Source organism: Pseudomonas sp. G3-39, assembly GCF_054790485.1.
On sequence record NZ_CP186497.1, the window covers coordinates 631551 to 645101 of the forward strand.

Annotated in this window: 11 protein-coding genes; 7 read left to right on the top strand and 4 right to left on the bottom strand. The window is 62.2% G+C overall.

Annotated elements, in window-relative coordinates:
* Positions 1–31: 31 nt before the first annotated feature.
* On the bottom strand, positions 32–1978 hold the full coding sequence (locus ACOYXG_RS02780) for a methyl-accepting chemotaxis protein (protein ID WP_460355787.1): 1947 nt from the start codon (positions 1976–1978) through the stop codon (positions 32–34).
* A gap of 51 nt (positions 1979–2029) precedes the next feature.
* Positions 2030–3700 (bottom strand): diguanylate cyclase GcbA, encoded by a 1671-nt coding sequence (gene gcbA / locus ACOYXG_RS02785; RefSeq protein WP_027613596.1) that lies wholly within the window; start codon positions 3698–3700, stop codon positions 2030–2032.
* Between the two features lie 426 nt (positions 3701–4126).
* Here gcbA and ACOYXG_RS02790 point away from each other — a divergent pair, with 426 nt between their 5' ends.
* The 7 genes from ACOYXG_RS02790 (at position 4127) to ACOYXG_RS02820 (ending at position 11695) form a co-directional block, all read left to right on the top strand.
* The gene (locus ACOYXG_RS02790) at positions 4127–5194 is read left to right on the top strand and encodes a DUF2333 family protein (protein WP_007963034.1); all 1068 of its coding nucleotides are present in this window, start codon (positions 4127–4129) and stop codon (positions 5192–5194) included.
* Positions 5195–5197: 3 nt separating this feature from the next.
* Entirely contained in the window at positions 5198–5755 is a 558-nt protein-coding gene (locus tag ACOYXG_RS02795; protein ID WP_460355790.1) for an NUDIX hydrolase, read from the top strand.
* A gap of 188 nt (positions 5756–5943) precedes the next feature.
* Positions 5944–6315 carry a translation initiation factor Sui1 gene (locus ACOYXG_RS02800; protein ID WP_007914613.1) on the top strand — a complete coding sequence of 124 codons (372 nt, stop codon included), beginning with the start codon at positions 5944–5946 and terminating at the stop codon, positions 6313–6315.
* Between the two features lie 219 nt (positions 6316–6534).
* Positions 6535–8448, top strand: coding sequence for an arginine decarboxylase (gene speA / locus ACOYXG_RS02805; RefSeq protein ID WP_003221289.1), 1914 nt, complete (start codon positions 6535–6537; stop codon positions 8446–8448).
* A gap of 230 nt (positions 8449–8678) precedes the next feature.
* Complete coding sequence (locus tag ACOYXG_RS02810) at positions 8679–10016, top strand: contractile injection system protein, VgrG/Pvc8 family (protein ID WP_460355794.1); 1338 nt, start codon at positions 8679–8681, stop codon at positions 10014–10016.
* Complete coding sequence (locus tag ACOYXG_RS02815) at positions 10013–10807, top strand: DUF4123 domain-containing protein (protein ID WP_460355797.1); 795 nt, start codon at positions 10013–10015, stop codon at positions 10805–10807. Before ACOYXG_RS02810 ends, ACOYXG_RS02815 begins: the two co-directional genes overlap by 4 nt.
* Before the next feature lie 12 nt (positions 10808–10819).
* On the top strand, positions 10820–11695 hold the full coding sequence (locus tag ACOYXG_RS02820; protein ID WP_460355800.1) for an alpha/beta hydrolase: 876 nt from the start codon (positions 10820–10822) through the stop codon (positions 11693–11695).
* Here ACOYXG_RS02820 and ACOYXG_RS02825 read toward each other — a convergent pair.
* Both ACOYXG_RS02825 and ACOYXG_RS02830 read right to left on the bottom strand, forming a co-directional pair.
* Positions 11689–13038, bottom strand: a complete 1350-nt coding sequence (locus tag ACOYXG_RS02825; RefSeq protein ID WP_285375111.1) for an MATE family efflux transporter — start codon at positions 13036–13038, stop codon at positions 11689–11691. The genes ACOYXG_RS02820 and ACOYXG_RS02825 overlap by 7 nt on opposite strands.
* 151 nt (positions 13039–13189) lie before the next feature.
* Positions 13190–13483, bottom strand: coding sequence for a hypothetical protein (locus tag ACOYXG_RS02830; RefSeq protein WP_007963021.1), 294 nt, complete (start codon positions 13481–13483; stop codon positions 13190–13192).
* Positions 13484–13551 lie beyond the last annotated feature (68 nt).

Genomic DNA, 13551 nt, shown 5'->3' on the forward strand with positions numbered 1-13551 from the left:
TGGGAGCGGGCTTGCTCGCGAAGGCGATTTTTCAGACGCGGAATGCCTGCACGGCGGTGTGCAGTTGCCCGCCCAATACCAGCAGGTTCTCGCCCTGTTCGCGACCTTCGCCGATACGCAGCAGGTTATCCCCGCCCAATTGATGGATCCGCTCGCTATGGTCGCGGATCTCGCTGACCGCGCCGCTTTGCTGAGCGGTAATATCGGCGATGCGGATCGCCGTGTCGGAAATGGTCTGGATCGCGCCGACGATTTTATCCAGCGCGCCGTCCGCCGCTTGTGCCTGATTGGCTGTGGCTTCGGCGTGTTCGACCTGTGCGCGCATGCCTTCGACCGATTGTCGGGCAGCAGTTTGCAGGCCGGCGATCAGCGTCTGAATCTCCGCCGTGGCGCCCGCCGTGCGTTGCGCCAGTGAGCGCACTTCTTCGGCCACCACCGCAAAACCACGGCCCATTTCCCCGGCCCGCGCCGCTTCGATCGCCGCATTCAGCGCCAGCAGGTTGGTCTGGTCGGCGATCGAGCGGATCACCGTCAGTACGCCGCCAATGGTCGCCGACTCTTCGGCCAAATGCTCGATCATCTGCGCGTTGCCTTGCACCTCGCCGACCAGCGCGTGCAGGCCGGTGAGGCTCTGGCCGATCACGGTTTGTCCGTGCTCGACGGCCAGTCCGGCATGGCGACTGGCATCGGCGGCCTGTCGTGCATCGCCAGCGACCTGCTGAATCGTCGCTTCCAACTCACCCAGCGAATCGCGGATCAGCGCGGTGTCGCCCGCCTGATGCTCGGCGCCGGTGTGCAGGTCATTGCTCAGCTCGGCCAGGGTGCGGCTGCTGCCTGCGACCTGTTCGGCGTTGCCGCGAATCGTCCCGACCAGATCCACCAGATACGCGCGCAAGCGGTTGAGCGAAGCCTCGATGTCATGCAGTTCGCGGTTGGTCTTGCCCAACTGAATGTCGTTGCTGAAATCGCCTTCGGCCCAGGTCGACAGCGCCGGCGCGAGGTTGGTCAGAGTGCGCGACAGGCGCCGCTGCAAGGTGTCGATCAGCAGGGCGATCAACAGAATCAGGCCGATCATCACGCCCTGCATCAGGCGCACTTCGCCCTGAATCTGCCCGTGCTGGGCGCGTACCACCGGCTCAAGCCCGGCGATCGCCTGTTGCACGGCGGCGATCTTCAGGTGGGTCGCGGTGCTCAGGTCGGTGCGTTTCTGAATCTGCTCGCGGGTGCGTGCCAGCTCCGCCGGGTAGCGACCGAGCAGGCTGTTGAGTTCGCGCTTGAGGCCGACCCCGGCGTCTTCGGCGGCGGCTTTTTCTGTGCTTTCGATGCCCATCATCGCGGCGAAATCATCACTGCCGGATTCATGCTTGGCGACTACGCCGAGCAGGGGCAGGGCGTCGATGGCCTGAGCCTGGGTGAGGATGTTGTCGACTTCGCGCTCGACGTCGGCGGCCAGTTCACTGCGGCCGCTGCTGACCAGTTTGTCGCGGGCCAGCGACAGCTTGCCCAAGTGCTGCGAAGCGACGAGCAGCGGCGTCAGATACGTCGCGTTGCCATTGGCGTAGGTGCTGAGTTGATCGAGGCTGGCGCTCAGTTCGCGTTCGGCTTGCAGCAGCAGTGCTTGCGGATCACCGGCCAGTTTGCCGGCGGCGAGCAGGTCGGTTTTGCTGAACTCTTCGAGGCTCGACAGACTCGGGCGCAGGGTCTCGGCCAGTGCCGGCGGCAGTTCGCCGAGCTCCTTCTGCAGGCCGTCGATGGTCTGGCTGGCGCTGCTCAGGCGCAGGGCGTCGCCGCTGGCGAGGTAGTCCTCGACATTGCGCGCCACGTCATTCTGAAATTGCTGCGACAGGCCGAGGTAGCGCTCCATCAACAGATACGGACGCTCCAGGGCTTTTTGCGACCACCACAGCGTCGCGCCGAGGGCCACGCAAACGGCGACCAGCAGCAGAGTGTTGAGATTGGTGAGCAACTTCAGGCGCATGACGGCTACCAACGGCAGAAATGGTAAGCGCCTGAATTTATTGCGGTTCTGTTACAGGGTTATGACCGAATCAGTGGATTCCGATGAAAAGGTGGCACTTTGCTTTGAGTCGCGCGCGGTCTGCACTCGATTGCGTCCGGCACCTTTGGCGCGGTACAGCGCTTCGTCGGCCTGGCTGGCCATCATCAGGCTGTCGGAATCCTCGTGCATTTCCACCACGCCGGCGCTGAAGGTGCACCACAAATCGTGCGGTTGCGCCGGGTAGTGGATTTCGGCGAAGCGCTGGCGGATCTCGTCGAGCACTTTGTGCGCCGCTTCTATATCCGTGTCGGGCATGACGATGGCGAATTCTTCGCCACCGTACCGGCCGATGAAGTCGGTCTTGCGCAGGCGTTGCTTGAGGAACAGCGCCAGGCTCTTGATCACTCGGTCGCCCATCGGATGGCCGTGACTGTCATTGACTCGCTTGAAGTGGTCGATGTCGAGCATGGCAAAGCTCAGCGGCTTGTTCTCGCGACGGGCGCGGAACGAGCAGTCTTCGAGCAATTGCAGGATGTGCGTGTGGTTGTACAGGCCGGTGAGGCTGTCGCGGACCATGCGTGCCTTGAGATTGCGCGCGCGGGCGGCGCGGTTGCGCACAGTCGTAATCAGATGCCGAGGCTTGATCGGTTTGGTAAGGAAATCGTCGCCGCCCTCGCTCATGGCGTCGAGCTGCTTGTCCAGATCGTCCTCGGCCGAAAGATAAATGATCGGCACACTGACGTAGCGGTCGTTGTGGCGGATGACCTTGGCCAGTTCGGTGCCGGTGCAGGCCGGCATGTACATGTCGAGGATGATCAGATCCGGCTGGAAGTCCGCCAGTTCTGCCATCGCCTGGATCGGTTCGATCAGGGTGCGTGTGACGATTCCGGCGCTGTTGAGCAGGCGCTCGGTGTGCAAGGCCTGGGCGCGAGAGTCGTCGATGATCAGCACTTTATAAGGTTCATACTGGGCGACGCACGTCAGCACTTCGATCTTCTCCAGCAGGCTCGACGCTTCGAGGGTGCCGGTGAGAAATTCCTGGCCGCCGGCGCGCACGGCGGCGAGGCGCGTCGGGGTGTCGGTTTCGTGCAGGCTGAAAAACAGCAGCGGCAGCGGTTCTTCCAGGCCAACCTGAGCTTCGGCAGCCAGTTGCAGGCCGACGCCTGCGCCGCTGAAGTCCACGTCCATGACGATCGCGGCGGGCAAGCGCTCGACCATCGAGGAGCGAAACGCCGCGACACTGTCCAGCGCCTGCGCGGTCAGGCCGAAAAACTCCAACTGCTTGGCCAGCCGCTCGGCGCGGTCGTGATCCTGCAACATGACGTAGATCGGTTTGCGCAGCGGCGGCAGGAAGGTCTGGTCGAGTTGATCGCCATGCCGCAGACCGGTACGCGACAGACGCTGCATCAAACGATTGAGGTCAGTGATCAGACCGCTGCTCAGGCGTCCGCGATTGGCGTCCACCGCTTCCAGCGACTGGCCGATATGACGCGCGAGTTGCGTATGCTCGGGCTGCTCGAAGCGCTCGGCAAAACGCAGCAGGCGCAGATTGGCCTCGCTCAGTTCGGCGAGGTCGGCGGTGGACCACTCACTGCGTTGCAGGCGCTGCCATATCTCAAGAATCTGACGTGCCTGATGAATTACCCGCTGGGCAAAGTGGTGCTTGAGGCGCTCACGGCTGGGGTCTTCTGGCTCGGTCATATCCTGACTACTAGTTAGGGCGCATGCTGAGATCGACTGGTGGCTCTATGCTAGCACCTCTTTTCCCTTATATGAGTGTCGTGCATCAATAATCTGCGGTGCTGCACAATTCAGTTTCTGACCGGGTGGTTTTGGATGAGACCTGTTCGTCGATGAACCTCCCGAAAACCGGGAGTATGGCGCTGATCGACGGGTCAAAGCGCCTGTGTGCACAACGCTGCGCTGTAGACAGGCGCTGATCTGCAATTGCCTGTTCCGGGGCGTCTTTGGTGATAGTGCATCAGGGAAACCCCTAGAGAGTTCGCGGGGCGATGTCGCGCGTTCCGTGGATTTTCTGCTTCTCTTCAATGGCGGGTGCCGGCCTTGGCACGTTGTTGTATGGTTGTGGTCGAACCGTTGAACCCAAGTGATTGAAAGGATATCGCCATGCTGGACTGGAAGAACCGCGCGGGCAGCGCGCCTGAACGTGCCGCTGAGCCGAAGTCGGCCACCCGCAGCTATGTGGGCGGGCTGTTGTTCAGCCGCGCGCTGGCCACGCTGATCGGCATTTATCTGCTGGTGACCATCGGCCTGGGCTGGTACTGGAGCCAGGAGCCGGCGCTGTTTCCGGTGGCACAAAACGCCCAGGCGGCTGCCGAGAAAGAAGGCAAGCAGATGGTCGTCGGCTACACCACGGTCGAAACCCTCAAGACCGTTGCCGGTACGTTGCTGAACAAACCGGGCGGCTACATTTCCAACGACCGTTTTCCGCCTGGCCTGTGGATGGACAACACCCCGAGCTGGGAATACGGCGTGCTGGTGCAGGTGCGTGACCTGACTCGTGCCCTGCGTAAAGACTTCGCCCGTTCGCAGTCGCAGTCGGCCGAAGATGCCGACCTGGCCAAGGCCGAACCGCGTTTCAACTTTGACAACAAGAGCTGGATCCTGCCGTCGAGCGAATCGGAATATCAGGAAGGCATCAACTCCCTGAGCCGTTACCAGGCGCGTCTGTCTGATCCAACGCAGAAAAACGCCTTGTTCTACGCCCGCGCCGATAACCTCAACAACTGGCTGGGCGATGTCGGCACCCGTCTGGGTTCGCTGTCGCAACGCCTGTCCGCCAGTGTCGGCCGGGTGAAACTCAACACCGCGCTGAAAACCGAAGTGCCGGCGGTTGGCGAAGTCCCGCAAGTTGACGAGGAAGTCGTAGAGACTCCGTGGATGCAGATCGACAACGTGTTCTACGAAGCACGCGGTCAGGCCTGGGCGCTGTCGCACCTGTTGCGCGCCATCGAAGTGGACTTTGCCGATGTGCTGGCGAAAAAGAACGCCACGGTCAGCGTGCGTCAGATCATCCGTGAACTGGAAGCATCGCAGGAGCCGGTCTGGAGCCCGATGATCCTCAATGGCAGCGGCTTCGGCGTGCTGGCCAACCACTCGCTGGTCATGGCCAACTACATTTCCCGGGCCAACGCCGCAGTGATCGATCTGCGTCAACTGCTCAATCAGGGCTGAGTCATGGTCGATAGCGCCAAAGAGGCGGCGCACCGCGCCGCCTCCGATGCCGAACAGATCGCCTGGGTCGACGAGCAGGACAACTTGCTCGGCGCCCTGGTGCGGGCCGATCTGCGTGAGCGCGGGCTGATCGGGCGCGGCACCTACATCATGTTGTTCAATTCCGCTGGTGAGCTCTGCGTGCATCGACGCACCTTGAGCAAGGCGATCTATCCCGGTTACTGGGATGTGGCGGCCGGCGGGATGGTGCAGGCCGATGAGACCTACGCCGAATCGGCGGCCCGCGAACTGGAAGAGGAATTGGGCGTGAGCGGGGTGAAGCTGACCGCCCACGATCATTTCTTCTTCGAAGACACCGGCAACCGCCTGTGGTGCTCGGCATTTTCCGCGGTGTGGGACGGCCCGCTGAAACTGCAGCCGGAAGAAGTGCTGGAAGCACGCTTTATTCCGGTCGATCAGGTAATGCTGGAAATCCAGCAAAAGCCTTACTGCCCGGACTCTCTGGCCGCGTTGAAGCGCTATCTGAAGGCTCAACAAAGCGGCGTCGCAAAGAACACATAAATTGGCGCCGATTGGCTCTTAGCAATTGCGCTTTTTGCCGTTACACTGCGCGACCTTTTCAAGCTGCACCGACCTGCTTTTGTTCAAGCGCACGGTGCAGTAGCGCTGCCCCTGCCTGAGTGGGGCTTCGCGGTCGATGACCTTGCCCAAGGTCGCGATCAGTCTTTGTCCTCCCAAGAGGATTGCCGGTGGCCAAAAAAGCCGCATCCTTCGCCGCCCTTGGTGGCCTGGTATTTTCCACCGACGCAGGTCGTCATTGCCCGGAATGCAGTAAACCGGTGGACGCCTGTATCTGCAAACAAACCGTGATCCCGGCCGGGGACGGCATTGCCCGCGTGCGTCGCGAGAGCAAGGGCCGTGGCGGCAAAACGGTGACCACCATCACCGGCGTGCCACTGGCCGAAGACGCCCTCAAGGAGCTGGCGACAACGTTGAAGAAACGTTGCGGCACCGGTGGGGCGTTGAAGGACGGGATCATCGAAATCCAGGGCGATCATGTCGAGCTACTCTTGGCAGAGCTGATCAAACACGGTTTCAAAGCGAAGAAGTCCGGCGGCTAGCAGCCTCTGTGAAATCCATCTGCGGCTTGATCCGGCACTGAAGCAGTTCAGATCCGGCGTCGTCTCCATGGTTTTCACAGAGCCTGTTCATGACCGGTTTCTAAACTACACGCAGTCAGTGCGGTCTACCGCCGCACTGACGAACCGTCATTTTCATTCTTTAGACTGCGCCGGCCTGCGATCAGGCGACGCACTATGACTTCTTTATAGGGGACTTCGATGTCCGTACGACGCACACGTAAAGACGATGGCAGCCAATGGACAGTTGCGGACAGCCGCAGTGTTTACGGGATTCGCCATTGGGGGGCCGGGTATTTCGCGATCAATGACGCCGGTCGCGTCGAAGTTCGTCCGAACGGCCCGAGCAGCTCGCCTATCGACCTGTTCGAACAAGTCGACCAACTGCGCAAGAGCGGCTTGTCCCTGCCGTTGCTGGTACGTTTCCCCGACATCCTGCAAGACCGTGTCCGTCAACTGACCGGTGCTTTCGACTCGAACATCGAGCGCCTGGAATACCAGAGCAAGTACACCGCGCTGTACCCGATCAAGGTCAACCAGCAAGAAGCGGTGATCGAGAACATCATCGCCACCCAGAACGTTTCCATCGGTCTGGAAGCCGGCTCCAAGCCTGAGTTGCTGGCAGTGCTGGCACTGGCGCCGAAGGGCGGCACCATCGTCTGCAACGGTTACAAGGACCGCGAGTTCATCCGTCTGGCGCTGATGGGGCAGAAACTCGGCCACAATGTGTTCATCGTCATCGAGAAAGAATCCGAAGTCGGCCTGGTGATCGAAGAAGCCGCCTCGCTCAAGGTCAAGCCACAGGTCGGCCTGCGCGTGCGCCTGTCGTCGCTGGCGTCGTCGAAGTGGGCGGACACTGGTGGCGAGAAATCCAAGTTCGGTCTTTCGGCGGCGCAACTGCTGTCGGTGGTCGAGCGCTTCCGCGCGGCCGGCCTCGATCAGGGCATTCGCCTGCTGCACTTCCACATGGGTTCGCAGATCGCCAACCTGGCTGACTACCAGCATGGTTTCAAGGAAGCGATCCGTTACTACGGCGAGCTGCGCAACCTTGGCCTGCCGGTCGATCACATCGACGTCGGCGGCGGTCTGGGTGTCGACTACGACGGTACCCACTCGCGCAATGCCAGTTCGATCAACTACGACATGGACGACTACGCCGGTGTCGTGGTCGGCATGCTCAAGGAGTTCTGCGACGCGCAGAGCCTGCCGCATCCGCACATCTTCTCCGAAAGCGGCCGCTCGCTGACCGCGCACCACGCGATGCTGGTGGTGCAGGTGACCGACGTCGAGAAACACAACGACGAAATTCCGCTGATCGAAAACAAGGAAAACCTGCCGGAAACCGTGCAGTGGCTGGTGGACCTGCTCGGCCCGACCGATATCGAGATGGTCACCGAGACTTACTGGCGCGCCACGCACTACATGAGCGACGTGGCTTCGCAGTACGCCGACGGCAAACTGACCCTGGCGGAAAAGGCCCTGGCCGAGCAGTGCTACTTTGCCGTGTGCCGTCGCCTGCACAACTCGCTGAAGGCACGTCAGCGTTCGCACCGCCAGGTGCTCGACGAACTCAACGACAAGCTGGCCGACAAGTACATCTGCAACTTCTCGGTGTTCCAGAGCCTGCCGGACACCTGGGCGATCGATCAGGTGCTGCCGATCATCCCGCTGCATCGTCTGGACGAAGAGCCGCTGCGTCGCGCGGTGCTGCAAGACCTGACCTGCGACTCCGACGGCAAGATCAACCAGTACGTCGACGAGCAGAGCATCGAGACCAGCCTGCCGGTGCACGGTCTGAACGAAGGTGAGGACTATCTGCTGGGCGTGTTCCTGGTCGGCGCCTATCAGGAAATCCTCGGCGACATGCACAACCTGTTCGGTGACACCGACTCGGTGAACATCTACCAGAACGCCGATGGCAGCGTGTACCACGCCGGTATCGAGACCCACGACACCATCGAAGACATGCTGCGTTACGTGCACTTGTCGCCGGAAGAACTGATGACCCACTACCGCGACAAGTGCGCCAGTGCCCGCATCAGTGCCAGCGAGCGTACGCAGTTCCTCGATGCCTTGCGTCTGGGCCTGACCCGTTCCTCCTACCTGTCTTCCTGAGTCAGGTCTGTTGCACCGGGTTGTCTGAAATTTTCCCTCAAGCTGTGGAAAATTCGGATGACCCGGTGGGACATTTCCCAAATCCCCTGCGAAATAATTGCCTGCCACAGCCGGAGAAGTGATCCGGTCTGCTTTTCGCGTAGGTCATTTCCTAAGTTGTACTTCAGCTCTCTACTCGGCCATGGCTCTCGGCGAGAATCCCCGGCCGCCCCTCCTGTAGAGATCCGCCCATGTTCGAATCAGTCAACGAGCCGTCGTTTCGTCTCGATGTAACGGGGCTGCCCGAGCCCTTCGAGGTGCTGGCCTTTACCGGAAGTGAGGGCATCAGCGAACCCTTCGCCTTTGATATCGATCTGTTGATCAATGATCCGCAACTGGACCTTGCCGGCCTGCTTTTCCGCTCGGCGTTCCTGCAGTTCGGTCCCGGACACAATGGCCTGAGCGGGCAATTGCAGACTGTCGTTCAGCATGAGCACGATCAGGGCGCCCGATTGTGTCGAGTGACACTGGGACCGAAGCTGAGTTGTCTGGCGCTGCGTTTCAGTCAGCGGATCTTCAGCAGCCAGTGCGTGCCGAAGATCCTCGCGCAGGTGCTCAAGGAGCATGGGATCGTTGGTGCGCAACGGCGTTTTGATTTGCAGTGCGAATACCCGGTGCACACTTTCTGCACCCAGTACCGGGAGTCGGACCTGCAGTTCGTGCAGCGGCTGTGCGCGCAGGCGCGGATCCACTACTACTTCGAGCACCGGCCGGACGGACACTGTCTGGTCTTTGTCGATGATCCAGGGCGTTTTCCCGTGGCCGGCGCGGCGTCTGTGGACGATGGCGCGAGCACCCCGGCGGTAAGACGCTGGCAGATGCAAGTGGACGCCAGCGATGTGGACGCGGGTTCGGCGCAGGCCGGCAAAGCTTATGGCCACAGCGATCTGCCGACCTTGCGCGCCGCGCAGTGGCTGGCGTTGACCGCGCATCCGTTTGCCGAATGCAACCGCCGCTGGTTGCTGAGCCGGATCGAGCATCGTGCTGATCCCGCCAGCGAGCCGGCTTACAGCAACCGGATCGTCGCCGCCGCCCAGGCGCAACTGCCGACATTGACGAGCACTTGTGCCAGGCCGCGCATGCACAGTCTGCAACGTGCATGGGTAGTGACGGTCGATGAACCGCAGCCCGACGATCAACGGCCGGTGGCGGTGCAGTTCGACTGGCTTTATCAGGGTGAAGGCGCTGCCGCCAGCCACTGTTGGCTGCCGCTCGCAGCAGCGTTGAGCGACGCCTCACTGACATCGTTGCGCGAAGGCGTTGAAGTGGTGGTGAGTTTTCATGAAGGCGATCCGGATCAGCCGGTGATCAGTGGTGTGCTGCAGGAGCCGGCGGTGATCGAAGACTGCGAAGCGCCATTGGCGCTGCCGGACGTGCTGCCGAGCGCGGGCCTGGCGCAATGGCTCAAGTCTGCCGAACCGCTGTTGCTGATGTGCCTGATGCCCGGCGGCGGCAGTTACAACCACTGCACGGCGTCGATCTGCAGTTGCCGATTGGTGGCGTCGCTGGATCAGGACGGCGCCGCTTGAGCGGCGTCGGCTTTGCCCCGCAGGTACAGTGGCTGTTGCTCGATGGTGCCGATGCGCAGCAGGCGATGGCGACATTGCGCCTGGGGTTCGCCAGCGTACGTTGCACGCGGCTGTTCGAGGGCACCGAGTTTCAAGCGGTAAGCGAGCACGGTCCGCTGCTGGTCGACCTGCATGACTGCCCGGCACTGGCGGCGCTGTGTCAGCATGATCCGCAGACCTGGCGCGGGTTGTTGTTCGCCAGTGATGCCTCGCAGGCAGTAATGCTGAGCCACCTGCGACGGATGCTGACGGTCTCGTTCGGGCTCAATCACCGCGCCTTGCTCGGTTACTACAATCGACAGACAGCGAGTTATTTTTTCGACGCCTGTGATGCCGCCGACTTGAGCCGCTGGCTCGGGCCGATCCGCCTGGTGCGCTGGTTCGGTGGCACTTGGGCCGACCTCGCCATCGGCAGTCAAGGCTGGCAGCAACTGCGCAACCCGCAGTGGGTGGTCGAGCCGCTGGGGATCGACGAAAGCCTCACCCATCGTCAGCGCGAACGTTTGCAAAGCTGCTTGCTGGAACAACACATCTGGCGCTGGTGCCAATCAATGGGAACCGACTATGCGCGCATGGCCTCCCATGTGCAGGAGGGGCTGAGCCTGGGTTTCAGCGACCGTACGGTGATGGATGGCTGGTTGTGGCTACGCTTGCAGCATCCGCGGGCGCAACTGCCGGGCGTGCCGGACGGGCTGAGCCAGCAGGAACGGCTCGAGCATGTGCGGCGACAGTGGCAGAACGATCAATCTTGAGGTGCGACATCCATGACAAATCCTCTGTGGCAGCGGTTCGGCGCAGTCCTCGGCGGGTTTCTGCTGCTGGTGCTGACGGGATGTTCCCCGGTCAAGGTGCTCAATGCGCTGACCCCCGCCGACACGTTTCACAGAACCGCCGGGATTGCCTATGGCGATGATCCTCGACAGAAGCTCGACGTCTACGTGCCGCGCCAGCCGCTGGAGGGCGCGCCGGTGGTGGTGTTCTTCTACGGCGGCAGCTGGAATAGCGGTGATCGTGGCGATTACGCGTTTGTCGGCGAGGCGCTGGCGTCGCGGGGGATTGTCGCGGTGCTGGCGGATTATCGGCTCTACCCGCAGGTGCGCTATCCGTTGTTTCTTGAAGACTCGGCGCGGGCGGTGGCCTGGACCCGGGCGCATATCCGCGAGTTCTCCGGCAACCCGCAACGCCTGTACCTGATGGGCCACAGTTCCGGCGCTTATAACGCGGCGATGCTGGCGCTGGATTCTGGTCTGCTCGGTGCGGTGGGCATGACGCCCAAAGACCTCAGCGGCTGGATCGGCTTGGCCGGGCCATATGATTTTCTGCCCATCAAGAATCCGCAGGTGCGTCCAGTATTCTTCTGGCCGGACTCACCGCCGCAATCGCAGCCGATCAACCACGTCAGGGCGGGCGAGCCTCCGGCACTGCTGATCGCCGCGACCAAGGACAATCTGGTCAACCCGACGCGCAACACCGCAGGCCTGGCGCGCAAACTGCGCGAGGCGGGTGTACCGGTGCAGGATCTGTACTACTCGCGCCCCAGTCATGTGACGCTGGTGGCGACCCTGTCGCGTCCGCTGCGGCGCTTGGCGCCGGTACTCGATCAGGTCGTCGCGTTCGTCAAACACACACCGGCTCAGTGAGCGGCACCGCAGAACCAGCCGTCGTTGCGCCGCAGCCACAGGGCCAGTGCGCCGAGGGTCAGGCTGCGCAAGACCATAAACAGCAGGAACGTTATCCACAGCCCGTGATTGCCCAGTCCCTGTAATGCCCAGGCGAACGGCAGCAGCAGGGCGACGGTCAGCAGCATGCCGTTGCGCATCTCCCGGGCTCGAGTGGCGCCGATGAACAGGCCGTCGAGCAAGTAGCTCCAGACCGCAATCAGCGGCAGTACCGCCAGATACGGCAGGTAGATGAACGCGGTGTCGCGGACGCTCTGGATGTCGGTCTGCATCTCGATGAACAAGTGTCCGCCCAACAGAAACAGCGCGGCAAAACCGAGGCTGGCCAGCAATGACCAGCCGCCGGCCACCACCAGCGAACGGCGCAGGGCGAGCCGGTCGCGGGCGCCGATGGCGTGTCCGCACAACGCTTCGACCGCATGCGCCAGACCGTCCAGCGCATGCGCGGTCAGCAGCAAACCGTTGAGCAGCAGAGCATTGGCCGCCACCGTGGCATCGCCGAGCCGCGCGCCTTGCACGGTGATCAGGAAAAATACCGATTGCAGCGCCAGGCTGCGGATGAAAATGTCGCGGTTGACCGCCAGCAAAGGGCGCCAGCTCTGCCACACCTTCAACGCTGCCCAGACGATGTGCCCGGGATAGGCGCGCAATGCGCCGCGGGTCAGCCACAGGCCGAGCAGGGCGCCGCTCCACTCGGCAATCACCGAGGCCCGGGCCGAGCCGACCACACCCCATTCCAGACCAATCACGAACCACAGGTTGAGAGCGATGTTGATCAGGTTGGTGCTCAGCAGAATCGCCAGCGGCGCCCGGGCGTTCTGGGTACCGAGGAACCAGCCGACCAGGGCGTAACTGGCCAGCGCTGCCGGCAGCCCGAATAACCGGGTGTGGAAGAACTCGCGGGTCAGTTGATCGAGTTCGGCCGACGGCTGCATGAAGTGCAGGGCCACGCCGCTCAACGGCACGCCGAGAGTGCCGAGCACGATCGCCAGTCCCAGCGCCAGCAGCAAACCCTGCAACAGAATCTGCCGTAACGCCGCGCCGTCGCTGCGCCCGGCGGCCTGAGCGGCAAACCCCGTAGTGCCCATGCGCAGAAAGCCCATGGCCCAGGCGAGAAACGTGTAGAGGCTGGCGCCGACCGCCACTGCGCCCAACTGATGGGCGTGGGGCAGGTGGCCGATGACGGTGCTGTCAACCAGCGCCACCAGCGGCACGGAAATATTGGAAAGAATCATCGGCGCGGCGAGCGCCCAGACCTTGCGGTGAGTCGGGCGGTCGCGCCAGTCGGCAATCAGGTTGGACATGCGGGCTCCTTGGGGGAGCGGGGATTGTAGCGATTCGTACGGCCTGCGATGCAACCAATGTGGGAGCGAGCCTGCTCGCGAAAGCTGTGTGTCATTCAGAACAGTTTTGACTGATCTGACGCCTTCGCGAGCAGGCTCGCTCCCACAAGGGCTAATGAATAATCCAGCTCAACAACCACAACCCCAACAGCAGCCAGATGATCCCGGCAATGATCGACGCATTCATGAACGCGCGAATCGCCGACCACAGCAGCATCAGGCCGACGATCAGCGCGAGAATGCTGATGATCGAAGTGTCCATGCCCAGCGTCTTCGCCAGGCCATCGACAAAATTGCCGCCGGCGTTGCTCAGAATGTTGAACAGGCCGCTGAGGCCGTCGACGATGAAACGGATGATCGAACCGAGTGCCTGGCCGAGCCATTCGAAAAAGCTTTCTACCTGCATGTGTGCATCCTGATGAAAGAGCTGAGCCTTGGGCCACAACGCGGGTGGCCGAGTTCCCTGCAACTATA